This is a genomic window from Sphingopyxis sp. GW821-FHT12F08 (assembly GCF_058806755.1).
This window is the reverse complement of record NZ_JBXAQA010000002.1, coordinates 196,659-221,865: the sequence shown is the minus strand read 5'-3', so window position 1 is coordinate 221,865 and position 25,207 is coordinate 196,659. Positions and strand designations below refer to the sequence as shown.

Genomic DNA, 25,207 nt, shown 5'->3' with positions numbered 1-25,207 from the left:
GAAGGGCCGTTCTTCCTTGATGCATAGAGAAGAGCGGTGCTTCGACAAGCTCAGCACGAACGGATTGGGGGCAGGGAAAGGGCTAGTCCGCCGTATAAACCGTCTTCATCTGCGTATAGAATTCGACCGCCGCAAACCCCTGCTCGCGCGGGCCATAGCTCGATCCGCGCGTGCCGCCGAAGGGGACGTGATAGTCGACCCCCGCCGTCGGCAAATTGACCATCACCATGCCCGCGCGCACGTGTCTGCGGAAATGGCGCGCATATTTGAGCGAGCTTGTGACGATCCCCGCCGACAGCCCGAAATTGCCCGCATTGGCGAGCGCGAGAGCTTCGTCATAGTCTTTCACCCGTACCGTCGAGACGACCGGCCCGAACACTTCCTCCTGGTTGATCCGCATCGCCGGATCGGTGTCGGCGATCAGCGCGGGGCTCATATAATAGCCCGGCCTGCCGAGGCTGAGCGCCGCGCCGCCGGTCACCAGTCGACCGCCCTCCTGCTGCGCCAGTTCGACATAGGCAAGGTTCTGCGCGAACTGCTGCTCGCTCGCTGCAGGACCGACCTGCGTCTCGGGATCGAGCGCCGCGCCGACCTTGAGCGCCCTTGCGCGCTCGGCGAGCGCCGCGACGAAACGGTCGTGGATTGCATCCTCGACGATCACCCGCGACGAGGCGGTGCAGCGCTGGCCGGTCTGGAAGAAACCGCCGTCGAGCGCGATCGCCACCGCGCGGTCGAGATCGGCGTCGGCGAGCACCACGAGCGGGTTCTTGCCACCCATCTCCATCTGCACGCGCGCCTGCCGCGCCATCGCCGCCATGCCGACCTTGGCGCCGACGCCCTGCGACCCGGTGAAGCTGACCCCCGCGATGCCCGGATGTTCGGCGATCGCCGAGCCGACGCCGCCCTGGCCCAACACGAGGTTGAAGATGCCCGCGGGCGCGTTCAGGCTGGCCGCTGCGTCATGGACGATCTTCGTCAGCGCGTGCGCGATCGCCGGGGTCGAATTGGCGGGCTTCAGCACCACGGTGTTGCCGAAGGCGAGCGCGGGCGCGGCCTTCCATGCGGGGATGGCGATCGGGAAATTCCACGGGGTGATCAGGCCATAGGCGCCGACCGCCTCGCGGTAGGTCGCGGCGTCGATGCCCGGGCGCGTCGATTCGAGCGTCTGCCCGTGGCGGCGCAGCGCTTCGCCCGCGAAATAGCGGAAGATGCGCGCGGCGCGCATCACTTCGCCGGTCGCCTCGGCGCGCGTCTTGCCTTCCTCGCGCGCGAGCAGTTCGCCGAGCGATGCGGCCTTCGTCATCAGCTCGGCGGCGACGCGGTCGAGCAGGTCGGCGCGTAGCTCGGGGCTCGCTTGCGACCAGGCGGGGAAGGCGGCGGCCGCGGCATTGACCGCAGCATCGACCTCGGCCGCGCCGCCCGCCGGATAGGCGGCGACCACCTCGTCGGTGTTCGACGGGTTCAGGCTTTCGAACGGCGTGTCGGCGGCGACGGCGGTGCCGCCGATGAAGTGGGTGAGTTCCATACGCGTTTCCATGTTCCGAAGGGGAGGTGCCGGCGGATCGTATAGCCGGTGCATCGCGCGCTTGAAATATTAAAAATATGATGTGATATATTACTCTTTTGTCGGCAGGAGGTCGAAACAGGGTGCAAGGCCACGCGAACAGATCGGCCAGCGACTGGCGTGAAAGCCCAAGCGCGTGCCTAATGAGGCGGGGACGGCACGCGATGCGAAGCAAGCCGCCGCGGCGTTTCCATTTGATTATTGGGGAGTGATATGAGACGTCCCGTGCAGCATTCCGGCGCGCCATTCTCTATCGGATTTGTTCGCGCCCGGGACCCTTCGACAGCCAATGGATATGCGACTTGAACCATAGTTCGGACAGGGCCGTCTTTTCGGATCGCAGCGATTTCGGCCGCTTCGGCGAGGCCGCGCGGTCGAGCCACGACCAGGTTGCGCGCGCGCTGGGCAACGAGATTTTGTCGGGCGCTTTGCCCTCGGGATCGAAGCTGCCGCCCGAGGCCGAGATCCTCAAGCGCTTCGGCATCTCGCGCACCGTGCTGCGCGAGGTGTTCAAGACGCTGACCGCGAAAGGCCTGATCGTCGCCAAGACGCGCGTCGGCACCACCGTGCTCGACAGCAGTTCGTGGAATTTCTTCGATGCCGACGTGCTGTCATGGAAGGTCAACCAGGAGTTCGACCTTAATTTCATCCGCGAACTCGCCGAAGTGCGCGTCGCGATCGAATCGGCCGCCGCCGAGGTTGCGGCGGTTCGGCGGACCGAGCAGGATATCGCCGACATGCGGCGCTATGTCGCCGAAATGGGCGCCGCGACCTCCGACCCGCGCGAGTTCGCCGAGGCCGATCTGCGCTTTCACAAGGCGGTCGGGCGCGCGTCGGGCAATGCGATGATGCGTTCGCTGTCGGCGGTGATCGAGACCGCGCTCGTCGCCTCCTTCCGCATGAGTTCGCCGGTGAACGAGGCCGACGAGCATAAGGCGAGCGTGCGCGGCCATGCGAAGATCGTCGATGCGATCGAGGCGGGCGACGGCAAGAAGGCGGCGCAGGCGATGCGCGCGATCATCGGCCATGGCATCTCGCGCATCGAGGGGGCTGCGAAGGGGAGGTAGGAGCGCTGCCGACCATGCTCTCTCCCCTTCAGGGGAGAGATACGCAGGCTTGGCAGCTTGCTGCCTAGCCGGAGTTGAGAGGGGTTGCCGGCCACTGGCGTTTATGCCCCTCTCCAAGCTTCGCTAGCTCCTGACGGAGCAAGCTTCGCTATCCTCTCCCCTGAAGGGGAGAGGGCTCAGGACACTGGATGCTGCCCATCGCAACCCGATTGCACTGCCCAATCAATTATACTATTATATTCCTAAATGCCCCCCCGAGCGGGCGGGCAGGCAAGGGAGATGATGATGGATTCGACCGCTCCAGCGCTTTCGCGGCGCCATTTCATGCATTGTTCGGCGTGCGCGACCGCCGCCGCGGGGATGACCGCGATGCCGGCCGCCGCATGGGCCGCGGCTGCCCCCGCGGCCCTGCGCGGCAAGGAGGCGATGCACGAATTTCCGTACGGCGCGGTCAGGCTGACCGGCGGGCGGATCAAAGAGCAATATGACCATATCCACTCGCATTTCCTCGCGCTCGACAACGACCGCATCCTCAAGGTCTTCCGCCAGAACGCCGGGCTGCCGGCGCCGGGCCCCGACATGGGCGGCTGGTACGACAAGGACGGCTTCGTCGCCGGGCTGACGATGGGCCAGTACATCTCGGGCCTCGCGCGCTACGGCGCCGCGACCGGCGACAAGGCCGCGCACGACAAGGTGCATCTGCTCGTCCGCGAATGGGGCAAGGCGATGGTCGAGGCCAGAAACCCCTATGCCGGTCCGCGCGCGCAGGCGCAGTGGGCGGCCTATGTCATGGACAAATATGTCGTCGGCCTGGTCGATGCCTATCGCCTGAGCGGGGTCGAGCAGGCGAAGACCCTGCTGCCGATCATCATCGAGAAATGCCGTCCTTACATATCGCCCGTCTCGCGCGACCGCATCGGCAAGACCGAGCCGCCCTATGACGAAACTTATGTGATCTCGGAAAATCTGTTCCACGTCGCCGAGATCACCGGCGACCGGAAATATCACGACATGGCGGTGCATTACATGCTCGACAAGGAGTGGTTCGACCCGCTCGCGCGCGGCGAGGATGTGCTGCCGACCAAGCACGCCTACAGTCACACCATCGGCAACGCCTCGGGGGCGCAGGCCTATCTCCACCTCGGCGACGAGAAGTATAAGAAAGCCATCGTCAACGCGTGGAAGTTCATGGAGCCGCAGCGCTTCGCGAGCGGCGGCTGGGGTCCCGAGGAACAGTTCGTCGTGCTGGGCCAGGGCAATCTCGCGAAGAGCCTCAAGACCTCGAAGGCGCATTTCGAGACGCCGTGCGGCGCCTTCGCCGACCTGAAGCTCGCGCGCTATCTGATCCGCTTCACCGGCGAGGCGCAATATGGCGACGGGCTCGAACGCACGCTCTACAACACGATGCTCGCGACGCGCCTGCCCGACAGCGACGGCGGCTATCCCTATTATTCCGATTATGGCGCGAAGGGCGAGAAGCGTTATTATCACCAGAAATGGCCGTGCTGTTCGGGCACCCTGGTGCAGGGCGTCGCAGACTATGTCTTGAACGCCTATTTCCACGACGACGACAGCCTGCTCGTGAACCTCTACACCGCGTCCGAAGTGACGTGGGACCGCCCCGGCGGCGCGGTCGAGGTGGTGCAGGAAACCGACTATCCGGTCGGCGACACGGTACGGCTCAAGGTCCGCAAGGCGGGCAACGGCCGCTTCGCGATGAAGCTGCGCATTCCCGCCTGGACCAAGGGCGCGAAGCTGACGGTCAACGGCAAGGCGCAGGCGGCGACCCCGGGCCAGCTCGCGACGATCAGCCGGACGTGGAAGGCGGGCGATACCGTAGAATTGACGATCCCACAGCCGCTCCGCACGCTGCCGGTCGACGCCGAGAACCCGAACCTCCAGGCGCTGATGCGCGGCGCGGTGATGTATGTCGGGCTCAACCCGTGGGACGGCATTGATCAGGACGTCGTCGCGCTCCCCGGCGCGGCCCAGCCGATGCCCGGCCATCCCGAAGCCTATCGCGCCAAGGTCGGCGAGCGCAACCTGGTGTTCGTGCCCTATTATGCGGTCGATACCGAGCGCACGACGACCTATTTCAAGACCGCCTGACGCGGCATGCGCCGGTTCGAGGGACAGAATATCGTCGTCACGGGCGGCAACAAGGGCATCGGCCTCGCCATCGCCGAGCGCTTCGCGGCGGAAGGGGCGAACCTCGTCGTCGGTGCGATCGAGGCCGACCTGTCGCCCGCGGAGCGCGCGCTCGCGGGCTATGGCGTCGCGGTCGTCGCGCAGCGCTGCGATGTGACGCGCGCCGACGACGTGCGCGCGCTGTTCGAGGCGGCCGAGCCGCTGGGCGGGGTCGATGTCGCGGTACAGAATGCCGGCGTGATCACTATCGCGAAGGTCGAGGATCTGACCGAGCGCGAATGGGACCTCAACCTCGCGGTCAACACCAAGGGAGCCTTCCTCTGCTGCCAGGAGGCGATCCGGCGGCTGCGCGCGCGCGGCAAGCCCGGCCGGCTGATCAACACCGCATCGGGACAGGCGCGCGACGGGTTCATCTATACGCCGCACTATGCCGCGTCGAAATTCGGTGTCGTCGGCCTGACACAGAGCCTGGCGAAGGAGGTCGCGGCCGAGGGGATAACCGTCAACGCGATCTGTCCCGGTATCATCCACACCGATATGTGGGACTATAACGACCGCCAATGGGGCAGGCTGATGGGCGACTATGCCCCCGGCGAACTGATGGACGAATGGGTGCAGGGCATCCCGATGAAACGCGCGGGCACCGGCGCCGACGTCGCCGCGCTCGTCGCCTTCCTCGCCAGCGCCGACGCTCGCTACATCACCGGCCAGACCATCAATGTCGATGGCGGCCTCATCATGTCCTAGGGATAAAAAATGGACCGCGTCACAGCGACTTACGAGATCGAGACCGCCTTTCCGCTCGAGGCGGCGGCGGCGGCGATGGCGGGCGAGCAGTCGACCGGCACTTTTGTGCGCGTGCCCGGCGAGACGGACGAGCTGCGCGAGGCGCACGCCGCGCGCGTCGAGGCGCTGACCGAGCTCGATGAAGTCGCCGAACCGTCGCTGCCCGGCTCGGGCGTGCCCAGGGGCTGGGACGGCAAGCGCCGCTGCGCGCGCGTCACTTTGTCGTGGCCGGTGTCGAATTTCGGCCTGTCGCTGCCGAACCTGCTCGCGGCGATCAACGGCAATCTGTCGGAGCTCAATGCCTTTTCGGGGCTGCGGCTGGTCGACCTGACGCTGCCGCCCGAATTCCTCACCCGCTACCAGGGGCCGCAGTTCGGGGTTGCGGGTACGCGCGACCTCGCGGGGGTGTACGGCCGGCCGATCATCGGCACGATCATCAAGCCGAGCGTCGGGCTTTCCCCCGAAGCCACCGCCGAACAGGTGCGCGGGCTGGTCGCGGCGGGGATCGACTTCATCAAGGACGACGAACTCCAGGCCGACGGCCCGCACTGCCCGTTCGAGGCGCGGATCGACGCGGTGATGCGCGTGATCAACGATCACGCCGACAAGACCGGCAAGAAGGTGATGTTCGCAGCCAATCTGACTGGCGAGATCGACGAGATGCTCGCGCGTCACGACCATGCCGCCGCCGCGGGCGGCACCTGCATCATGGCGAGCATGAACTCGATCGGGCTGCCCGCGATGAAGCTGCTGCGCGCGCATTCGGTGCTGCCGATCCACGGCCACCGCAACGGCTGGGGCCTGCTCGGCCGCTCGCCGGCGATCGGAATGAGCTATATCGCCTTCCAGAAATTGTGGCGCCTTGCGGGGATCGACCACAGCCACGTCAACGGCATCGATAACAAGTTCTGCGAGAGCAACGACAGCGTCATCGCCTCGGCGCGCGAGTGCCTCACGCCGATGTTCCCCGCCCCGCACAAGGGGTGCGAGATCATGCCGGTCTTCTCGTCGGGCCAGTCGGCGAAGCAGGCCGCCCCCACTTATGCCGCGCTCGGCAGCACCGACTGCATGTTCGCGGCGGGCGGCGGCATCATGGCGCATCCGGGCGGCCCCGCCGCGGGGGTGCGCGCACTGCGCCAGGCGTGGGACGCCGCGGTTGCGGGCGTGCCCGTCGAGCAGGCCGCGAAGGACGCGCCCGAACTCGCGGCGGCGCTCGGCGCCTTCGGCGGGTGAGCCCGCTCTACGCCTTCTACGGCGACGATTTTACCGGATCGACCGACGTCCTCGAACAGCTGGCCGAGGGCGGTGTGCCCGCGGTGCTCTTCCTCCGCCCCCCCGACGCGGACCTCCGCGTGCGCTTCGCCGGCGTCCGCGCCTTCGGCCTCGCGGGCGACAGCCGCAGCCGCTCGCCGGCGTGGATGGACGACCATCTGCCCGCCGTCTTCGCTGCGCTCGGCGAGGGCGCGGTCGTGCATTACAAGACCTGCTCGACTTTCGACTCCAGCCCGCACACCGGATCGATCGGCCGCGCGCTCGATGTCGGGGTGGCGGTGTTCGGCGGCCCCGCGGCGATCGTCGTCGGCGCGCCGCATCTGCGCCGCTATGTCGCTTTCGGCAATCTCTTCGCGGCGGCGGGCGAGACGGTCTATCGCATCGACCGCCACCCGACGATGGCGCGCCACCCGGTGACGCCGATGCAGGAGGCGGATCTTGTTCGCCACCTCGCGGTCCAGACGCGCGCGATCATCGGCCATGTCGCGCTCGACCGCATCCACGCGGGCGAGACCGGGGCCGCGTTCGATGCCGCGAGCATCGGCGCCGACGCCGTGCTGTTCGACGGCGTAACCATGGACGATCTCGCCGCGACCGGCGCGGTGTTGCTTGGTCGCGGGGTGCGTTTCGCGGTCGGCAGCTCGGGGGTGACGCGCGCGCTGGTGCTCGCCTGGCAGGCGCGCGGCATGATCGGCGCCGCCGCGCCGACGGTGCATGCGGGCGAGGCCGAGCGGCTGCTCGTCGTCAGCGGCAGCTGTTCGCCCGTCACCGCGCGCCAGATCGCGCGCAGCGCCGCCGACGGCTTCGTCGCCGCGCGCGCCGACGTCGCCGCGCTGCTTGCAGGCTCCGCCGCCGAGGAAGCGCGGCTGATCGACGCGGCCGCCGCTGCGCTGGGGCAGGGTGGACGCGCGCTGATCCATTCGGCCGAAGGCCCGCTCGGCAGCGATGCGCCCGCCGCGGGCGAAAGGCTGGGCGAAGCGCTCGGCCGCATCGCGCGCGCCGTCGTGGTCCGCACCGGCCTCCGCCGCCTGCTCTTCGCCGGCGGCGACACCTCGAGCCACGGCGTCGCGCAGCTCGGCATCGACGCGCTCACCTGGGCTGCACCGGTCGAGCGCGGTGCGCCGCTGGTGCGCGCGCATGCCGCCGATCCCGCGGTTGACGGGCTCGAACTGGTGCTCAAGGGCGGCCAGATGGGCGGCGAGGATTTCTTCGAGGTCGTCCGCCGGGGTAGCTAGGCCTTCGCCACCGCCAGCTCCGGCGCCGCCTTATGATCGAACCCCTTCGTGCAGTCGATCAGCGCGAACAGTCCCGCGGCGATCAGCACCATCAGCGCGACCCCTTGCACCGGCAGGTCGTAATTGCCCGTGCCCGCGATGATATAGCCGATCGCCACCGTGCCGATGAAGCCGCCGAGGTTGCCCGCGGTGTTCATCACGCCGCTCGCGGTGCCGCCGTAACGCCCGCCGATCGACATGCACATCGCCCAGGCCGCGGGCAGCATCAGGTCCATCACCCCGAAGGCCGCGGCGGCGAGCAGCACGATCGCGACCTTGTCGCTCGCCTGGCTCATCGCAAACAGCAGCACGGCCGTGCCCGTCAGGCAGATGCTCGCGATCAGCCGATAGGCGTTCTTGATCCCGATGCGCTGCGCCAGCCGGTCGCACAGAACCCCGCCGATCAGATTGCTGGCAATGCCGACGAGGAAGGGCAAGGAGCCGTACAACCCCATCTCGGCCTCGCTGAAGCCCGACCCCTTGACCAGCCAGGTCGGGAACCAGCCGAAAAAGAACCAGCTGCCGAAGGCGTAGAAGAAATAGGCGAGCGCGATCAGCCACAGCTGCGGCAGGCCGAGCAGCTTCTTCCACGGCGTGCCCGCATGCCCGCCGCCCTCGTCGGCGCCGATATCGGTGACCTCCTCGGCGCTGATCCCCGGATGATCCTTCGGATGGTCGTGATACCAGCGGCGCCAGGCAAAGGCCCAGGCGAAGCCGACCAGCCCGAGGATGACGAACACCGCCTGCCAGCCGAGCCAGACGTTCATCGGTACGAGCAACAACGGCGCGAGCGCGCCGCCGAAACGGCTCGCCGCCCAGATCACGCCTTGCCCGCGCGCCCGCTCGCGCGCCGGCATCCAGCGGTAGAGCACCCCCGACATGTTGGGATAAGCGCCCGCCGCGCCGAGCCCGAACAGGAAGCGTGCGACGGTGAGCTGCCAGAAATTGTGGCACGCCGCGGTGATCGCGGTGAAGAAGCTCCACCAGATGGTGATCCGCGTCAGCTCCTTGCGATAGCCGTGGCGGTCGCCCATCGCCCCCGACGGCACCTCGAACACCGCATAGGCGATGACATAGGCCGACAGCACCCAGCCCCATTGTTCGGGGGTGATGCCGAGGTCCTTCTGGATCGTCGGGCCGGTGACCGCGATCGCCATGCGGTCAATGAAGGTGATCACCGACAGCGCGGCGAGCAGGATCAGGACGCCATGGCGCGTCTTCATTTCGACAGGCCCGCGAGCATCTCGGCGGCGCGCGCCATGCCGAGCTCGGGGCTGGCGAGCACCGGCGCCGCGACCGCGCCTTCGGGCAGGCTCGCGACGACACGTGCCATCGACGCCTGTGCGAGGACGATGACGTCGACCCCGCTCATTGCCCCGGTCAGCGCCTCGCCGACGATGCGGTCGTGCGTCGCCCCGTCGCCCGCCATCACCGCGTCGAAGGCGCCGGCGCAGACATGCTCGACGATCGCGACATCCTTGCCCTGCTCGGCCGCCACGCGCCGGATCAGGTCGGCGGTGGGTTTCAGCGTCGTAGCCAGCGTCGCGATGACGCCGATCCTGCGGCCGGTCGCGACCGCTTTTTCGGCCATCGGCCGGTCGACGCGCAACACGGGCTGGTCGTAGAGATCGGCCGCCATATCGACCGCGGGGCCGATCGACGAGCAGGTGACCAGCGCGAGGTCGCAGCCGGCGTCGAAGGTCGATCCGACGAGCTGGATCACGCGGCGCATCGTCGGCTTTTCGAGCCGGCCGGCGGCGATGGTGTTCTTGATCGTGCTTTCGTCGACGAAATGCAGGATGCGCACGTCGGGCATCAGCCGCGCCGCGATCTCGTTGAAGATCGGCGCCAGCACCGGTGAATTATGGATCAGTCCGAGCGTCGGCATGGCGTGTCTCTCCGGTCTATGTTCTGAATTCGTAGCTGCCCGATCCGACCGCGAAGCGGACATGATCTACGGTACGGGCGAAATCGCGGATGTCGGGGTGCGCTTCGAGCGGCGTGCCGGCCTCGGCCCAGTCGCGTGCGGGCAGTTCGACCTCGGCGATGGCGTTTGCCGGGACGGTGAGCGCGAAGCGCGTGAGGCCCGCCGCGTCGCCGTCGGTCTCGGTGGCGATCAGGCCCACGGGGGATTCGAAACTTGCGGTGACGCGGCCCACGGCGGGCAACCATAGCGGCCGTGCGGCGATGCGGCTGAAGCCCGGTGCGGCGGGGGCGATCCCGGCGAGGCGGCGGTAGAAGAAACCGACCACCGCGCCGAAGGCGTAGTGGTTGTAGCTGTTCATTGCGAGGTCGCCGGTGTCGCCGTTCCAGCGCTCCCACATCGTCGTCGCGCCCTTGGCGGCCATATAGCCCCAGCTCGGATAGCCGGTCTGGAGGAGGAGGCCCGCGACCGCGTCGAACTTGCCCGCGTCGGCGAGCACATCGAGCAGATAGGGCGTACCGAGGAAGCCGGTCGAGAGCTTCATCCCGCGTGCCGCGATATTGGCGGCGAGGACCTCGGCGGCGGCGGCGCGGTGGTTTTCGGGGACCAGCCCGAACGTTAGCGACAGGACCTGGCTGGTCTGGCTGCCGTTGCCGCATACTCCGTCGGCCGCGACGAATTCGGCGGCATAGGCCGCGCCGATCATCGCGCGCAGGTCGCGGTAGCGCGCGGCGTCGGCGGTGCGCCCGGTCGCCGCGGCCATGTCGGCCATCAGCTCGGCGCTCCACGCCCAATAGGCGGTCGCGCACAGGATGCGCGGTGTGGTCTCGTCGTCGGGCTTGACCGCGTCGACCGACAGCCAATCGCCGAGGTCGAGCCCGCGGTCGTTTCGCCAGACATGGTCGGGGTTGCTCCGCGCGACGAAGCCCATCCACGCCTCCATCGCGTGCCAATTCTCGTCGATCACCGCGGTGTCGCCGTAGCGCCGCCACAGCTGCCGGGGCAGGATGATCCCCGCTTCGCTCCACCCCGCGGTTACGACGTCGGGGTAAGAGAGCGGCTGCGGCACGACGATCGGATAGGCGCCGTCGGGCCGCTGCGCCGCGCGCGCTTCGGCCAAGAAGCGGCGGATGAAGGGATCGACCTCCATGTTGAACGTCGCGGCGTCGAGGAAGACCTGGATGTCGCCCATCCACCCCATGCGCTCGTCGCGCTGCGGGCAATCGGTGGGGACCGAGAAGAAATTGCTGCGCTGACTCCACAGCGCATTATTCCAGATCGTCTGCAGCAGCGGCGCGTCGCGGAAGGTCATGCTCCCGACCTCGCGGCATGCGCTGTGGACGATCATGCCCTCGATATCCTCGGCGGTCGGCACCCCCGGATAGCCCGTCACCTCGACATAGCGGAAGCCGTGATAGGTAAAATGCGGCTCGAACACCTCCTCGCCGCCGGTTCCTGCGAGAATGAAGCGGTCGGTCGCCTTGGCGAGGCGCAGGTTCGACAGGTCGGCGGTGCTGTCGGGATGGAGCAGCTCGGCGAATTTCACGCTGATTTCGGTGCCTGCTGGGCCCTTCGCGCGAATGCGCGCCCAGCCCGAGAAATTCTGTCCGAAGTCGAAGACGAAACGCCCCGGCTGCGGCGCGGCAATGGAGACCGCGCGGCGCACGCCCCTGCGTTCGAGCGCGGGCGCGGTCTGTGTGACCAGGCGTGCCATTGGCGCAGCGCCGATGCTTACGGGCGCCCAGTCGCTGCCGTCGAACCCCGGCGCATCCCAGCCCGGCTGCTCCAGCCGCGCGTCATAGGTCTCGCCGTCGTAGATTTCGGACAGCGGGATCGGCGAGGTCGAAATCTTCCAGTTCGGCCCCGTCGTCACCCAGTCGCTACCGCCGTCCTCATAGTCGATTCGTAGCATCGCCCGGAACCGCCGCGGGGCGGGGCCGAAGCTATAGCGCTCGATCCGCCAGCCGAAAGGGCTGGCATACCAGCCGTCGCCTATGATCGCCGCCAGCGCATTGTCGCCCTCGGCGATCAGGCCGGTGACGTCATAGCTCTGGTAGAGGATATGGCTCTTCGCCACGGTCATTTCGGGCGCGAGGATCGTGTTGGATACGCGCTTGCCGTTGATCCGCGCGTCATAGGCGCCGAGTGCGGTCGCGTAGAGGCGTGCGGCGACGACGGGCCGGCGGGTGGTGAAACCGGTGCGCAGCAGCATCGCGGGCTCGCTCGGGCGCGGGTAGCCCTGTGCCCAGCTCGTGCTCGGCACCACCGGTGCCCAGCCGCTCGCGCCGAAATCGGGCGCGATCCAGTCTTTGGGCGGATCGGCGAGCACGCGAAAGGCCGAACCGACGATCCGCTCGATACGCCCGTCGGAGCAGTGCAGCCGGATCAGCGCTGCAAAGGCGCCGCCATCGACCGGAAAGAAACCCTCGACATCGGCCTCGACCAGCGCGCAGACCGAATTGCGCCCCGGCACTACCTCGCCGTCATAGGGCGCGAGCGTCCCCCAGAAGGGCAAATGCGTGTCCCAGCCGAAGGGCCGGTCGAGCGGCGACGCTGCGCCATTGACCCACACGCCGCGCAAATGATCCTTGCCCGCGACGAATATCTCCGCGCGCACCACGTCGGCGGGCGCCTCGAAGTCGAGCCGGAAGCCATGCGGCCGTGCGTCGAGCGACGTGGCGCCCCACACCCAGCTGACCCCCGCCGCGCGGTCGGCGGCGGCCAGCGCATCCTCCGCCTCGATCCACTCGCCGCGCCAGTCGGTCGGCGCGAGCAGCCCCGCCTCGAACCACGCCGGCTCGGACACCGCGCCGCCGTCGATCTCGACCGTCCACCACACGCGCTGCATCGCCGCCAGCGCCGGCCCGCCATAGGCGATGTCGAAACTTGCCCCCGACGCCACGACGCCGCTGTCCCACAGCAGATCGCTCGCCGTCAGCGCATCGACGCTCGCCGCCGCGCGGATGCGATAGCTGCTCTGCACGACCCTGCGCCCAGCACCCTCGACGCGCCACGACAGGCGCGGGTGCGCCGCCTCGGTGCCGAGCAAGCCGCTGACATAGTCCGCACGCAGGTCGATGGCGCGCATCGGCTAGAGCTCGATCCCGAGACGATATATCCGGTTCGCATTGCCCCCGAACAGCGCCGCCCGCTCGCTGTCCGAAAACTCGGCGGTGATCGCGTCATAGGCATCGAAATGCTGGTCGAAGCTGCCGAACAATTTGTCGGTCGGGAAATTGCTCGCGAACATCGCGCGCCCGGTGCCGAACATCGCGATCGTCTCGAGCACATAGGCCCGCGCCTGCTCCACGTCCCACGGCCGCCAGGTAAAGCCCATGCCCGAAATCTTGCACGCGACGTTCGGCAGCCCGGCCAGCTTCGCCATTCTGCGCCGCCACTCACCCCAGCCGTCTTCATCGCCGGGGATCGCCATCCCGGTATGATTGACGACCACCTGCGTATCGGGATGCTTCGCGATGAGTTCGGCCAGATGCGCGAGCTGCCCCGGATAGGCCTGGAGGTCGAAGCTCAGCCCGAAACGCTTGAGCAGCGCGAAGCCGCGCATCCACGCGCTCGACGCGGTGACATCGGCCAGCGAATAGCTGCGCGCCGGGTCGGGGTGCCAGTTGATGATATGGCGGATACCGCGAACGTGCCGGTGCTCGATATGTGCGGCGAGCAGCCGCTCGACCTCGGGATCGTCGAGCGCGGCAAAGGCGACGATGCCGCTCGGCAGGCCGCGGTCGTCGGCCATCGCCTGCAGCCATTCGGTTTCCTTCAATGCATCGGCCGGGTCCGCCCCCGCGTCGATATGCACGATCCCGCGGACGTCCCATTTCGCGGCATCGGTGAGGTAGGAATCGAGCGGATAGTCGACCGCGATCGGTTCGACGCTGCCATTGGGATTGTCGGTGTCGAACGGCCCCGTCAGCCACGGATAGCGGATATGCGCAAGGTCCCACAGATGGACGTGCGGATCGACCAGAGGCGGGCGCTTCGCCATGTCAGTAGGTCGCGCGCCCGCCCGAGGTGTCGAACACCGCGGCGGTAGAGAAGCTCGCTTCCTCGCTCGCGAGGAAACAGATCATCGCCGCATTCTCGTCGATCGTGCCGAAGCGGCCCATCGGGATCTTCGAGAGCATGAAGTCGATATGCGCCTCTGTCATCTGGTCGAAAATCGCGGTCTTCACCGCCGCGGGCGTGACGGCGTTGACCGTGATATTGTCCTTCGCCAGCTCCTTGCCCAGCGATTTCGTCAGCCCGATCACGCCTGCCTTCGACGTCGAATAGGCCGACGCGTTGGGATTGCCTTCCTTGCCCGCAACCGATGCGATGTTGACGATGCGGCCATAGCCGTTCGCCTTCATCAGCGGCACGGCCACCTTGTTGCAGAAGAAGGTGCCGTGAAGGTTGATCGCGATGACCCGCTCCCACGCGTCCGACGGATAATTTTCCACCGTCTCGTTGGGCCCGGTGATCCCCGCCGAGACGACCAGGATGTCGAGCCGGCCGAGCTTAGCGACGACGTCCGCGGCGGCGGCGATCACCTGCGCCTCGTTCGACTGATCGACTTGCGCGCTGTGCGCCGCAAAGCCGCAATCGGCGAGCGCCGCGTCGGAAATGTCCCAGATACTGACCTTGGCGCCCTCGGCCGCCATGCGCTCGGCGGCGGCGCGGCCGATTCCCGCCGCGCCGCCGGTGACGACCGCGACGCGGCCTTCAAAGCGTCCGCCGGTCATGCGGGCTTCCACGCGACGAAGTCCTGGCGCTGCGTGCCCAGCTTCTCGATACCCAGCTCGACGACGTCGCCGGCCGTCAGATACCAGGGCTCGGGCTTCTGCCCCAGCCCGACGCCCGGCGGCGTGCCGGTAGTGATGATGTCGCCGGGCTCGAGCGTCATGAACTGCGAGCAATAGGCGATGATCTCGGCGACGGTGAAGATCATCGTCCTGGTGTTGCCGTCCTGCAATTTCTTGCCGTTGACCGACAGCCACATCGACAGCTGCTGCGGATCGCCGACCTCGTCGGCGGTGACCAGCCAGGGGCCGACCGGGCCAAAGGTCGGGAAACCCTTGCCCTTGTCCCAGGTCATGCCGCGCTCCTGCTGCCAGTGGCGCTCGGACACGTCGTTGATCACGCAATAGCCCGCCACATGGCTCAGCGCGTCGGCCTCGGATACATAGGAAGCGCGCGTGCCGATCACGACGCCCAGCTCGACCTCCCAGTCGGTCTTGAGCGAATCCTTCGGGATCGTCACCGGATCGTTCGGCCCCTGGATGCAGCTCACCCATTTGTTGAACACCACGGGTTCTGCGGGGATCGGCAGGTTCGATTCGGCGGCATGGTCGGCATAGTTCAGGCCGATCGCGACGAAATGCCGCGTACCAATCACGCAGGGGCCGTAGCGGACGTCGCCCTCGACCGGCGGAAGTGACGCCGGGTCGATTTCGGCGAGCGCGGCCAAGCCGGTTTTGCTGATCGCGAGGGCGTCGATGTCGGCGACATGCGCGCTCAAATCGCGGATGCAGCCATCGGCGTCGATCAGCCCGGGCTTCTCGGCGCCCGCGGCGCCATAGCGGCAGAGTTTCATGGCTTGTCCTTGTCTTTTCTGGATCAGTCGTTGGGATAGGGGCGATGCAGCGCGATGTCGCGGTTGAGTTCGACGCCGAAGCCCGGCTTGTCGAGTTCGCTCGCGCGGATGCGGCCGTTCTTCGGCACTGGCTCGCCCAGCAATTGCGGCGCGAACATCGGCACCACCTCGGTCGGGCCGGGGTGCATCATCAGGAATTCGGCGAAGGGCGAATTGTGCCGCGTGATCACGAAATGATAGCTGTACACCGACGATCCGTGCGGGATCATCAGCACCCCCTTGCTGTCGGCATAGTTGGCGATCTTGATCAGCTCGGTCACCCCGCCGCACCAGCCGACGTCGGGCTGGATGATGTCGCAGCATTCCATGTCCATCAGCATGCGAAAGCCCCAGCGCGTCGCCTCATGCTCGCCGGTGGTGACCAGCAGCCCCTTGGGCGCGTTCTTCCTGAGCTGCGCATAGCCCCAATAATCGTCGGGCGAGAGCGCTTCCTCGATCCATTTCAGCCCGCATTCGTGCCACGCACGGTGCGCGATCCGCGTCGCATAGTCGAGATCAAGGCTCATCCAGCAATCATACATCAGCCAGAAGTCGTCGCCGCATTTCGACCGCATGTCGGCGAGCAGCGCGATATTCTTGTCCATCCCTTCCAGTCCCTCGGCGGGACCGTGGTGCAGCGGCAGCTTGCCGCCGATGAAGCCCATTTCCTTGGCCAGGTCGGGGCGCGCGCCGGTGGCGTAGAATTGCATCTCGTCGCGCACCGCGCCGCCCAGCATATGATAGACGGGCTCGCCGCGCAGCTTGCCGAGCAGGTCCCAGATCGCGAGGTCGACCCCCGAAATCGCGTTCACGACCAGCCCCTTGCGCCCATAATATTGGGTCGCGAAATACATCTGGTCCCAGATCTTCTCATATTCGGCGGGGCTGCGGCCGATCAGGAAGCGCGCGAGATGCTTTTCGACGATGAAGCAGGCGGGCTCGCCGCCGGTGGTCACCGCGAAGCCGATCGTGCCGTCCTCGGCCTCCAGCTCGACCACCAAAGTGCCGAGCACGTTGATGCCGAAGCTCTGCCGCGACGCGCGATATTCGGGATAGCGCGCCATCGGGGTCGCGATATGGTCGTCGATCCAGTGATCGCCCGGCTGGTCGTGATAATCGGCGCCGCCGCCGCGCACGGTATAGGCGCGGACGTGCCGGATTTTGGGCAGCCCCGCGGCGGTCGTCCCGTCGATCTGATTCAAGATATTCAAAACCTGCCCCCTATTGCGCCGCGCCGGGCGCGGCGAAGCCCGCCGCCGCATCGTCGAGCACGAGTGTCCAGTCGTTGCCCGGCGCTGTCTCGCCGGGCGGGTCGAAGCGGCGCGAGCCGCGGTTGTCGAAGCTGCCCGCGGGGACCGCCGACCCGTCGCGCGGCGAATACCAGGTCGCGGTGATCCGCTTGCCTGCGATGGCGCCCAGCTGCACCGTGAAGGGGTGCCCGTTATAGCTGTAGGCGAAGGCGTAATGTTTGCCACGGCTGGCGAGAATGCGGTCGTAGCGCGTGCCATTGTCGACGATCAGCGACTGGTCGGGCACGCGTTCAAGCATCGGTCGCGATTCAATGAGCGCGCGCAGGTGGCGCATCTGGTCCGCACCGACCGCTCCCGGTGCTTGCAGCGCGTCGTACCAGGGCAGGGTGGGTTCGAAATTGGCGGTGTCGGCGCCGGGCAGGTACATCTGCATGACGTTGTTCTCGCCATAGGTGTGACCAAAGGCGCCCGCCATCACCGCCCACCAGCCGTAACGGCGCACGTCGCCGGCGGTCCAGCGCGGCTGTTTTTCCTCGTGCAGCCCGTGCGGGATATTTTCGTAGCTCGGCTCGCCGTCGATCGTCGGTTTGGCGGGGACGCGCGCGAGGTCCTGCGCGACATAGCGCCAATTATCCTCGGCGATCGCGTTGGGACCTTCCTGTGCATAGCTGCGATGCCCCGACTGGAACATGTTGAAGTCGAGCCACGGCGCCTCGTGCCACTGCCACGACGAGCTCGTGCGTCCGATGGGGTGGAAGGTCATCAGCTGTTTCGGCGCGATGGTCTTGATCGTGGTGCCCAGCGCGTCCCACACCGCGCTGCGCATCTCGGACCGTGTGTCGCCGCCGTTCAGCCAGGCGATGTTCGGCTTCCTGCCGTAGCGCTCGGCGAGGAAGCGGCCATAGGCGGGGGCGTTGTCGACCGTCAGCTGGCGATCCATCGCCAGATCGCCCCACGCGGGCACCATCGCGACATAGATGCCGTGCGCCGCGGCGCGCTCGACCACCCAGTCGAGATGGTCCCAATAATCATATTCGCCGGGCTTGGCGGGGTCGTTGCCCGGGGTGGTGCGCGGCCGGCCCGGGTCGCCCTCGACCAGCGCGGGGGCGGCATAGCGGCTCGTCATCTTGGGGGTGTGCAGCAGCATCACCTGCACGACGTTGAAACCCTGCCGCTGGCGCGTCGCGAGATAGCGTTCGGTCTCGTCGCGGTCGAGACGGCTCAGCAGCAGCCAGGCGGTGTCGCCGAGCCAGAAGAAGGGCTTGCCGCCGGCTTCGAGATAACGGCCATTCGCAGAGACCGTCAGCGGCGGGGTCGCGTCCTTCGAGGCGGCGGCGGGAGTTGCCAGCGTGGTCGCCAGCGCGGCGAGCAGGGCTAGGCCGGCTTTCATCTTTTGACACTCTCCCCGACGCGGCTGGGCCGCTTTGCTATCGAGGAGTGTTTATACATATAATAGTATTAATTGGTCAAGCACTGTTCCCGACATTTTGTCGCGCCAGCGCCGCCGGCATCGGCCCGCCGGTGGCCCAGTCGAGCAGCTCGACCGTGTGGACCACGGGGGTGCCCGAGCGCGCGCCGATCTGCATCGCGCAGCCGATATTTCCCGTCGCGATGACGTCGGCGTCGAGCCGTTCGAGATGCGCGACCTTGCGGCCGCCGAGCTGCCCCGCGATCTCGGGCTGCAGGATGTTGTATGTCCCCGCCGACCCGCAGCAGAGATGCGCCTCGGCCGGGGTGCGCACCTGATAACCCGCCGCCGTCAGCAGGTGTCTGGGCGCGTCGACGACCTTCTGTCCGTGCTGCAGCGAGCAGGCGGCGTGGTAGGCGACGACCAGCCCGCGCCCGTCGCCCGCGGGCAGGTCGATCGTGGCGAGGAACTCGCTGACGTCTTTCGCCAGCGCCGAAACGCGCGCCGCCTTATCGGCGTAGGCGGGGTCGCCGCGCAGCATGAATCCATAGTCCTTGATCGTCGTCCCGCAGCCCGATGCGGTGACGAGGATCGCTTCGAGCCCGCCCGCCTCGATCTCGTGCATCCACGCATCGACATTACGCCGCGCCGCGTCGAGGCTGTCGGTCTCGCGCCCCATATGATGCACCAGCGCGCCGCAGCAGCCTTCGCCGGGGGCGAAGATGACATCGTGCCCGGTGCGGTTGAGGAGGCGAATCGCGGCCGCCTGGAACTCGGGGCGCAGCACCGGCTCGGCGCATCCGTGAAGCAACGCCACCCGGCCTTTGGCAGCGAGGACCGTCGACGACCGCGCCGCGATCTCGGGCGGCAGGCGGCGCGGGGCCAGCGCCAGCATCGCCGCGACCGGCTTCAGCCCGCGCACCTTGGTCAACAGCGGCGCGAGCGGCCGCGCGAGCGCGGCGGCATCGAGCGCGAGGCGGAAGCGGCCGGGATAGGGCAGGATCGCCGCCAGCATCCGCCGCAGCACCCGCTCGGGCCACGGCCGCTCATAGCGTTCCTCGATATAGGCGCGCGCATGGTCGACCAAGTGCATGTAATTCACCCCCGAGGGGCAGGTCGTCATGCACGACAGGCATGAGAGGCAGCGGTCGACATGCTTGACGACCTCCGCGCTCGGCTGGCGCTCATTCTCGAGCATGTCCTTGATCAGGTAGATGCGCCCGCGCGGACTGTCCAGTTCGTCGCCGAGCAGTGCATAGGTCGGGCAGGTCGCGGTGCAGAAGCCGCAATGCACGCATTTGCGGATCACCCCCTCGGACGATGCCATCGCCGGATCGGCCAGCTGCTGCGGCGAAAAATGCGTCTGCATCTAAAAGCGCCCCGTCTCGAACACGCCATCGGGATCGAAGGCGCGCCGCACCCGCGCTTCCAGCGCCGCAAGCGCGGCGGGCTGCGGATGCAGCGTCGGCACTGCGGTCCGCATCGCCTCACCGGCGCGCACCAACATCGCATGGCCGCCCGCCGCTTCGGCCGCCGCACGCGGATCGGCCTCGCCCGCCAGCCAGATCAGCCCGCCGGCCCAGTCGAACAGCCAGTCGGCGCCAGGCAGCGCGGCGACCACGCCTGGCGCCCGGCTCGGCGCGACGATGATGCGCCACAGCGGCTGGTCGGCGGGCAGGGGCGCGGCGAAGCGCACCGCCTCCCACAAGGCCTCGCCGTCGGGGATCGCGGTGAAGTCGGGCAGCATCGCCGCGCGCGCCGTGATCGACGGGGGAAAGCCGTCGAACCGCAGCGCGGTGACCGCCGCGCCCTGCCAGTCGGGGAGATGCGCCGCCGCCGACACCTCGGCCGCCGACCCCAGCGCCTCGGCCAGACGCGCTACCGCCGCCGCGGGATCGAGCCCGCGCACGACGAGTGTCCGACGCTCGCGCGGCGCGGGCAGGACTTTGAGCGTCACTTCGGTGAGCGCGGCGAGCCGACCCCAGCTGCCGGTGACGAGCTTGGAGAGGTCATATCCGGTGACATTCTTGACCACCTTCGCGCCCGCGACGAAGCGCTCGCCGCGCCCCGACACCGCGGTGAAGCCGAGCAGATGGTCGCGCGCCGCGCCGCCGCTCAGCCGCCCCGGCCCAGACACCCCGGCGGCGATGACGCCGCCGATCGTGGCGCCGCCCGCTGCGCCGCCGAGCATTGGACCATGGTCGAAGGGATCGAAAGCGAGCATCTGTCCTTCCGCCGCGACGAGCGCCTGCACCTCGGCGAGCGGCGTTGCCGCGCCGACCGTGAGCACCAGCTCGGGCGGGTCGTAATCGACCACGCCGGCAAAGCCGCGCATATCGACGATGGTGGCTTCCGGCGTCGGCGCGCCGATCGCATCTTTCGAGCCGTCACCGCGCAGTCGCAGCTTGGTGCCGCGTTCGCGCGCGTCGGCGACGATCGCGCAAAGCTCCTCGATGTTGGCGGGACGCAGCATCAGAAGCGCGGCAGCTCGGGAAACGCCACCTCACCCCGGTGCACATGCATCCGCCCCAGCTCGGCGCAGCGGTGGAGCTGCGGGAACATCTTGCCGGGGTTGAGCAGCAATTCGGGATCGAAGGCGCATTTGACGCGTTGCTGGTGCGCCAGGTCGACCTCCGAAAACATCGTATGCATCAGGTCGCGCTTCTCGACCCCGACGCCATGCTCGCCGGTCAGGACGCCGCCGACTGCGACGCACAGCCGCAGGATATCGGCGCCGAACGCCTCGGCGCGTTCGAGCTGGCCCGGCTGGTTGGCGTCGTAGAGGATCAGCGGGTGGAGGTTGCCGTCGCCGGCGTGGAAGACGTTGATCACGCCGAGCCCATATTGCGCCGACAGCTCCTTCATCCGCGCCAGCACCTCGGGCAGGCGGCGGCGCGGGATGGTGCCGTCCATGCAATAATAATCGGGCGAGATGCGCCCCGCCGCGGGGAAGGCGGCCTTGCGCCCGGCCCAGAAGGCGGCGCGCTCGTCGTCGTCGGCCGAGGTACGCAGCGACACCGCGCCGTTCGCCCGCGCGATCGCCTCGACCTCGCTGACCAGATGCGTGCATTCGGCGCCGGGGCCGTCGAGCTCGACGATCAGCAGCGCCTCGACGTCGAGCGGATAGCCGGCGCCCACAAAGGCCTCGGCGGCGTGGATCGCGGAACGGTCCATCATCTCCATGCCGGCGGGGATGATGCCGCCCGCGATGATTTCGGCGACGCAGCGCCCGGCGTCCTCGACGCTGTCGAAACCGATCAGCAGCGCCTTCGCGGTCTCGGGGCGCGGGAGGATGCGGACGATGACTTCGGTGACGACCCCGAGCAGGCCTTCGGAGCCGACGATCACCCCGAGCAGGTCGAGCCCCGCGGGTTCGAGCCCGCGCCCGCCGAGGCGGATGACCTCGCCCTCGATCGTTACCAGCTCGACGCCGAGCACATTGTTGGTGGTGAGCCCATATTTCAGGCAATGCACCCCGCCCGAATTTTCGGCGACATTGCCGCCGATGGTGCAGGCGATCTGGCTCGACGGGTCGGGGGCGTAATAGAAGCCGGCGTCCTCGACCGCGCGCGTGATCGCCAGGTTGGTGACCCCCGGCTGCACCACCGCGACGCGGTCGGCATAGTCGATGTCGAGGACGCGGTTGAACTTCGCCATGCCGAGCAGCACTGCATCGGCGAGCGGCAGCGCGCCGCCCGACAGCGAGGTTCCCGCGCCCCGCGGCACGACCTTGACCTTGTTGGCATGGCACCAGGCGAGCACCGCGGCGACCTGTTCGACCGTCTCGGGCAGCACGACGAGCAAGGGCGGCTGGCGATAGGCGGTCAGCGCGTCGCTCTCATAGGGGCGCAGCGCGTCTTCGTCGTCGATCACGCCCTCGCCCGGCACGATCGCGCGCATCGCCGCAGCGATCTCGCCGCGCCGTGCGAGCGTCGCGGCGTCGGGCAAGGGCATGACGAGTGACATCGGCGCCTTATTGCAGGTTCACGAACATCCCGCCATCGACGAGCAGCGCCGCGCCGGTGACATAGGCTGCCATGTCGGAGGCGAGGAAGACGATCGGCCCCGCGAGATCCTCGGGCTGGCCGAGGCGGCCGAGCGGGGTGCGCGATTCCATGTAGCGGACCTTGTCGAGGTCGGCGAGATCATCCTTGTTGATCTCGGTCAGGATCGTCCCCGGCAGCACCGAATTGCAGCGGATACCATGCTTGCCGAGCGCGATCGCCGCCGACTGCATCAGCGAATGCACCCCCGCCTTGGTCGGGGTGTAATGCGTCTGGTACTCGCCGCCGACGAGCGCCGAGATCGACGACACCGCAACGATCGCGCCGCCCTGGCCCTGCTCGACCATTTGCTTCGCGGCCGCCTGCACCATATAATAGGCGCCGTGGAGGTTGACGCGAAAGGTGCGGTCGACCGTCTCGACGGGCATGTCGAGAAAGGCATGGAAGGGGCAGATGCCCGCGTTCGACACCATTACATCGACGCGCCCGAAGGACTCGACCGCTTTCGCGACGAACTCGGTCGCGGTCTCGGGCAGCGCGACGTCGCCTTTCACCGCGAGGCCCTGTTGCCCGAGCGCCTCGATCTCGGCGACGCACGAGCGCGCCTTGTCGTCGCTCGACGCATAGTTGATCGCGACGTTCGCGCCATGCCGTGCCGCGCCGATCGCGGCGGCGCGGCCGATGCCGGTCGATCCGCCGGTGACCAGCACCGTCTTGCCTTCGAGAAGCTTCATTTCACATCCTCTGCCAGGATCGCGTGCGTGATCGCATCGATCCGGTTGACCCCGGTCAGCGTCATCGCGACCGTCATTTCCTTCGCGATCAGCTCGAGCAGCCTGGCGACCCCCGTCTCACCTTCGGCCGCGAGTGCCCATAGCCAGGCGCGGCCGAGCAGCACGCCCCTGGCGCCCAGCGCCAGCATGCGCACGACGTCGAGCCCGCTGCGCACGCCGCCGTCGGCGAGCACGGTCAGCCGGTCGCCCACCGCATCGGCGATCGCGGGCAATGCGCGCGCGCTCGACAGCACGCCGTCGAGCTGGCGCCCGCCATGGTTCGACACGACGATGCCGTCGGCGCCGATCGCCGCCGCCTCGCGCGCGTCCTCGGGATCGAGGATGCCTTTCAGGATCAGCGGTCCGTCCCATTCGGCTCGGATCCAGTCGAGGTCCTTCCACTGGATCGACGGATCGAAATTGGCGCCGATCCAACCCATATAGTCGTCGAGCCCGTTCTTGTCGCCGAGCACCGGGCCGAGGTTGCCCAGCGTGTGCGGTCTTCCCCACAGTCCAACGTCCCACGCCCAGCGCGGCTTGAACATCGCCTGGACGATGCGGCGCAGCGGTGCGTTGGGGCCCGACATGCCCGAATGCGCGTCGCGATAGCGCGCGCCGGGGACGGGCATGTCGACGGTGAAGACCAGCGCCTCGGCCCCCGCCGCCTTCGCGGCGGCGATCAGGTCCTTCATGAAGGCGCGGTCGCGCAGGACATAGAGCTGGAACCAGAAGGGATCGGCGGCTTTCGCGACATCGGCGATCGGGCAGATCGACACGGTCGAGAGACAGGCGGGGATGCCGGCCGCCTTCGCCGCGCGCGCCGCCTGCACCTCGCCGCGGCGCGCATACATGCCGCTGATTCCGACCGGCGCGAGCGCGATGGGCAGCGCGATCTCGCGCCCGAAGAGCGTCGTCTTCAGATCGATCGACGCGACGTCGCGCAGCACGCGCTGGCGGAGCGCGATGCCCGCGAGGTCGCCGACGTTGCGGCGCAGCGTCTCCTCGGCATAGGCGCCGCCGTCGGCATAATCGAACAGGAAGCGCGGGATGCGCCGCCGCGCCGCTTCGCGGAAATCATGGGCCGAGGAGATGATCACGCCGTCACCCTATCAGAAGGAGCTGAAAAGCGCCTGGCGCGCGAGGTTGAGCGCGGTGATCGCGTCATGCTGGTCCTGCGCCTTCTGCATCGCCTCGAAATCGAGCTTGTCGAGCGCGCGCTCGACCGCCTTCAGGAAACCGATCGCGCTGTTCGCGGCGGCGACGCTGTCTTCGCGGAAGGGGAATTGGTCGAGCTGCCACACGCCTTCCCACTTGTTCTTCCTGAGCGTGTAGAAGAATTCGAACAGCTCGATCGGGTGCACCGACCCCGCGACCAGGTCGTCGTCCCAGCTGCGGAAATTGTCGTTCACGTCCATGCCGAACAGCCGGCCATGGTCGATCGCGAGTTGCGCCGCGTCGGCGGGGCTTTCGCCGCCGTAGAGCGAATGGCCGAAGTCGAGCAGGATGCCGACATTGGGCTGGCCCATCTTCTCGATGCCCAGCAGGGTGCGCGCCATGCTGTCGTAGCTCATGTGGCAGCGCGGCTCGCGCGGCTTATACTCGATCACGAATTTGAGGTCGGGGTTCTGGCCCGCGAGCTCGCCGATGCCTTCGACGCTCTGCTGCCAGAGCTTCTTGTGGTCGACCTGGAAGGGATAGTCCCAGCCGTCCTGCCCGGGCCACAGCTTGACATAATCGGCGCCGAAGCGGCGCACGACATTGGCGGCGTCGTTGCACATTTCGTTGGCCAGGCGGCGAATGCCGGGATCGGGGTTGGTGAAGGCGCCCTTGGCGAACTGGCGGGTGTAGATTTCGGGGGTGATGCCGATGACCGAGAGGTTGTTGCGCTTCAGCGCCGCTTCGACCGTGTCGAGCGACAGGTCGGGATCGGCGAAGGGATAGTTGATGTCGACCACCGACAGGTCGTCGACCTGCCCGGCGAGGTCGATCATCTCGATCAGGGTGCGCGCGGGGCCATAGCCGTCGGTCGCGTAGCGATCGACATAAGTGGCGAAGTGCCAGATGCCGGCGCCATATTTTTGGGTGCTCATTTGCTGCGATCCTCTCGG

At 67.8% G+C, this 25,207-nt stretch carries 20 protein-coding genes; 5 read left to right on the top strand and 15 right to left on the bottom strand.

Features of this window, described 5'->3' with window-relative positions; translation table 11 throughout:
* Positions 1-82 precede the first annotated feature (82 nt).
* A complete protein-coding gene (locus AC1RNQ_RS05980; protein ID WP_493169702.1) occupies positions 83-1,525 on the bottom strand; it encodes an aldehyde dehydrogenase family protein in 1,443 nt (480 codons plus the stop codon).
* A 341-nt stretch (positions 1,526-1,866) separates the two neighbouring features.
* Between AC1RNQ_RS05980 and AC1RNQ_RS05975 the strand changes: the two genes are divergently transcribed.
* The 5 genes from AC1RNQ_RS05975 to AC1RNQ_RS05955 all read left to right on the top strand — a co-directional run bounded on the left by AC1RNQ_RS05975 (position 1,867) and on the right by AC1RNQ_RS05955 (position 8,072).
* Positions 1,867-2,631, top strand: coding sequence for a FadR/GntR family transcriptional regulator (locus AC1RNQ_RS05975; protein ID WP_493169701.1), 765 nt, complete (start codon positions 1,867-1,869; stop codon positions 2,629-2,631).
* Positions 2,632-2,916: 285 nt separating this feature from the next.
* On the top strand, positions 2,917-4,740 hold the full coding sequence (locus AC1RNQ_RS05970) for a beta-L-arabinofuranosidase domain-containing protein (RefSeq protein WP_493169700.1): 1,824 nt from the start codon (positions 2,917-2,919) through the stop codon (positions 4,738-4,740).
* Between the two features lie 6 nt (positions 4,741-4,746).
* The gene (locus AC1RNQ_RS05965; protein WP_493169698.1) at positions 4,747-5,526 is read left to right on the top strand and encodes an SDR family oxidoreductase; all 780 of its coding nucleotides are present in this window, start codon (positions 4,747-4,749) and stop codon (positions 5,524-5,526) included.
* A gap of 9 nt (positions 5,527-5,535) precedes the next feature.
* The gene (locus tag AC1RNQ_RS05960) at positions 5,536-6,798 is read left to right on the top strand and encodes a ribulose-bisphosphate carboxylase large subunit family protein (RefSeq protein WP_493169696.1); all 1,263 of its coding nucleotides are present in this window, start codon (positions 5,536-5,538) and stop codon (positions 6,796-6,798) included.
* Complete coding sequence (locus AC1RNQ_RS05955; protein ID WP_493169694.1) at positions 6,795-8,072, top strand: four-carbon acid sugar kinase family protein; 1,278 nt, start codon at positions 6,795-6,797, stop codon at positions 8,070-8,072. Before AC1RNQ_RS05960 ends, AC1RNQ_RS05955 begins: the two co-directional genes overlap by 4 nt.
* Here the strand turns inward: AC1RNQ_RS05955 and AC1RNQ_RS05950 are convergent.
* From AC1RNQ_RS05950 to AC1RNQ_RS05885, 14 genes are all read right to left on the bottom strand, one after another.
* Positions 8,069-9,334, bottom strand: coding sequence for an MFS transporter (locus tag AC1RNQ_RS05950; protein WP_493169693.1), 1,266 nt, complete (start codon positions 9,332-9,334; stop codon positions 8,069-8,071). The genes AC1RNQ_RS05955 and AC1RNQ_RS05950 overlap by 4 nt on opposite strands.
* On the bottom strand, positions 9,331-9,999 hold the full coding sequence (locus tag AC1RNQ_RS05945) for an aspartate/glutamate racemase family protein (protein WP_493169692.1): 669 nt from the start codon (positions 9,997-9,999) through the stop codon (positions 9,331-9,333). Before AC1RNQ_RS05945 ends, AC1RNQ_RS05950 begins: the two co-directional genes overlap by 4 nt.
* A 16-nt stretch (positions 10,000-10,015) precedes the next feature.
* Positions 10,016-13,123, bottom strand: coding sequence for a family 78 glycoside hydrolase catalytic domain (locus tag AC1RNQ_RS05940; protein WP_493169691.1), 3,108 nt, complete (start codon positions 13,121-13,123; stop codon positions 10,016-10,018).
* A gap of 3 nt (positions 13,124-13,126) precedes the next feature.
* A complete protein-coding gene (locus tag AC1RNQ_RS05935; protein ID WP_493169690.1) occupies positions 13,127-14,038 on the bottom strand; it encodes an amidohydrolase family protein in 912 nt (303 codons plus the stop codon).
* A gap of 1 nt (position 14,039) precedes the next feature.
* Positions 14,040-14,774: an SDR family NAD(P)-dependent oxidoreductase gene (locus AC1RNQ_RS05930; protein ID WP_493169689.1), complete on the bottom strand. Its 735-nt coding sequence runs from the start codon at positions 14,772-14,774 to the stop codon at positions 14,040-14,042.
* Positions 14,771-15,625: a fumarylacetoacetate hydrolase family protein gene (locus AC1RNQ_RS05925; protein ID WP_493169687.1), complete on the bottom strand. Its 855-nt coding sequence runs from the start codon at positions 15,623-15,625 to the stop codon at positions 14,771-14,773. Before AC1RNQ_RS05925 ends, AC1RNQ_RS05930 begins: the two co-directional genes overlap by 4 nt.
* Before the next feature lie 23 nt (positions 15,626-15,648).
* The gene (gene rhmD / locus AC1RNQ_RS05920; RefSeq protein WP_493169686.1) at positions 15,649-16,875 is read right to left on the bottom strand and encodes an L-rhamnonate dehydratase; all 1,227 of its coding nucleotides are present in this window, start codon (positions 16,873-16,875) and stop codon (positions 15,649-15,651) included.
* A gap of 10 nt (positions 16,876-16,885) precedes the next feature.
* Positions 16,886-18,304, bottom strand: coding sequence for a glycoside hydrolase family 140 protein (locus AC1RNQ_RS05915; protein ID WP_493169684.1), 1,419 nt, complete (start codon positions 18,302-18,304; stop codon positions 16,886-16,888).
* 76 nt (positions 18,305-18,380) lie between these two features.
* Positions 18,381-19,691, bottom strand: coding sequence for a glycolate oxidase subunit GlcF (glcF, locus tag AC1RNQ_RS05910; protein WP_493169683.1), 1,311 nt, complete (start codon positions 19,689-19,691; stop codon positions 18,381-18,383).
* Positions 19,692-20,795: an FAD-binding protein gene (locus tag AC1RNQ_RS05905; protein WP_493169682.1), complete on the bottom strand. Its 1,104-nt coding sequence runs from the start codon at positions 20,793-20,795 to the stop codon at positions 19,692-19,694. It abuts the gene before it with no gap.
* The gene (locus tag AC1RNQ_RS05900; RefSeq protein WP_493169681.1) at positions 20,795-22,288 is read right to left on the bottom strand and encodes an FAD-linked oxidase C-terminal domain-containing protein; all 1,494 of its coding nucleotides are present in this window, start codon (positions 22,286-22,288) and stop codon (positions 20,795-20,797) included. The genes AC1RNQ_RS05905 and AC1RNQ_RS05900 overlap by 1 nt, the downstream gene beginning before the upstream one ends.
* Before the next feature lie 7 nt (positions 22,289-22,295).
* Complete coding sequence (gene lra1, locus AC1RNQ_RS05895) at positions 22,296-23,060, bottom strand: L-rhamnose 1-dehydrogenase Lra1 (protein WP_493169679.1); 765 nt, start codon at positions 23,058-23,060, stop codon at positions 22,296-22,298.
* Positions 23,057-24,196 carry an FMN-dependent L-lactate dehydrogenase LldD gene (gene lldD / locus AC1RNQ_RS05890; RefSeq protein ID WP_493169677.1) on the bottom strand — a complete coding sequence of 380 codons (1,140 nt, stop codon included), beginning with the start codon at positions 24,194-24,196 and terminating at the stop codon, positions 23,057-23,059. Before lldD ends, lra1 begins: the two co-directional genes overlap by 4 nt.
* A 12-nt stretch (positions 24,197-24,208) precedes the next feature.
* The gene (locus tag AC1RNQ_RS05885; RefSeq protein WP_493169676.1) at positions 24,209-25,189 is read right to left on the bottom strand and encodes a sugar phosphate isomerase/epimerase family protein; all 981 of its coding nucleotides are present in this window, start codon (positions 25,187-25,189) and stop codon (positions 24,209-24,211) included.
* Between the last annotated feature and the right edge of the window lie 18 nt (positions 25,190-25,207).

Bases quoted from the DNA above. Each gene is read 5' to 3' on its own strand.
- AC1RNQ_RS05915 (WP_493169684.1), bottom strand. From the start codon at position 18,304: ATGAAAGCCGGCCTAGCCCTGCTCGCCGCGCTGGCGACCACGCTGGCA.
- AC1RNQ_RS05885 (WP_493169676.1), bottom strand. From the start codon at position 25,189: ATGAGCACCCAAAAATATGGCGCCGGCATCTGGCACTTCGCCACTTAT.
- AC1RNQ_RS05905 (WP_493169682.1), bottom strand. From the start codon at position 20,795: ATGCTGCGTCCCGCCAACATCGAGGAGCTTTGCGCGATCGTCGCCGAC.
- AC1RNQ_RS05940 (WP_493169691.1), bottom strand. From the start codon at position 13,123: ATGCGCGCCATCGACCTGCGTGCGGACTATGTCAGCGGCTTGCTCGGC.
- glcF (WP_493169683.1), bottom strand. From the start codon at position 19,691: ATGCAGACGCATTTTTCGCCGCAGCAGCTGGCCGATCCGGCGATGGCA.
- AC1RNQ_RS05950 (WP_493169693.1), bottom strand. From the start codon at position 9,334: ATGAAGACGCGCCATGGCGTCCTGATCCTGCTCGCCGCGCTGTCGGTG.
- AC1RNQ_RS05900 (WP_493169681.1), bottom strand. From the start codon at position 22,288: ATGTCACTCGTCATGCCCTTGCCCGACGCCGCGACGCTCGCACGGCGC.
- lra1 (WP_493169679.1), bottom strand. From the start codon at position 23,060: ATGAAGCTTCTCGAAGGCAAGACGGTGCTGGTCACCGGCGGATCGACC.
- AC1RNQ_RS05925 (WP_493169687.1), bottom strand. From the start codon at position 15,625: ATGAAACTCTGCCGCTATGGCGCCGCGGGCGCCGAGAAGCCCGGGCTG.
- AC1RNQ_RS05935 (WP_493169690.1), bottom strand. From the start codon at position 14,038: ATGGCGAAGCGCCCGCCTCTGGTCGATCCGCACGTCCATCTGTGGGAC.
- AC1RNQ_RS05960 (WP_493169696.1), top strand. From the start codon at position 5,536: ATGGACCGCGTCACAGCGACTTACGAGATCGAGACCGCCTTTCCGCTC.
- AC1RNQ_RS05945 (WP_493169692.1), bottom strand. From the start codon at position 9,999: ATGCCGACGCTCGGACTGATCCATAATTCACCGGTGCTGGCGCCGATC.
- AC1RNQ_RS05965 (WP_493169698.1), top strand. From the start codon at position 4,747: ATGCGCCGGTTCGAGGGACAGAATATCGTCGTCACGGGCGGCAACAAG.
- AC1RNQ_RS05980 (WP_493169702.1), bottom strand. From the start codon at position 1,525: ATGGAACTCACCCACTTCATCGGCGGCACCGCCGTCGCCGCCGACACG.
- AC1RNQ_RS05970 (WP_493169700.1), top strand. From the start codon at position 2,917: ATGGATTCGACCGCTCCAGCGCTTTCGCGGCGCCATTTCATGCATTGT.
- AC1RNQ_RS05930 (WP_493169689.1), bottom strand. From the start codon at position 14,774: ATGACCGGCGGACGCTTTGAAGGCCGCGTCGCGGTCGTCACCGGCGGC.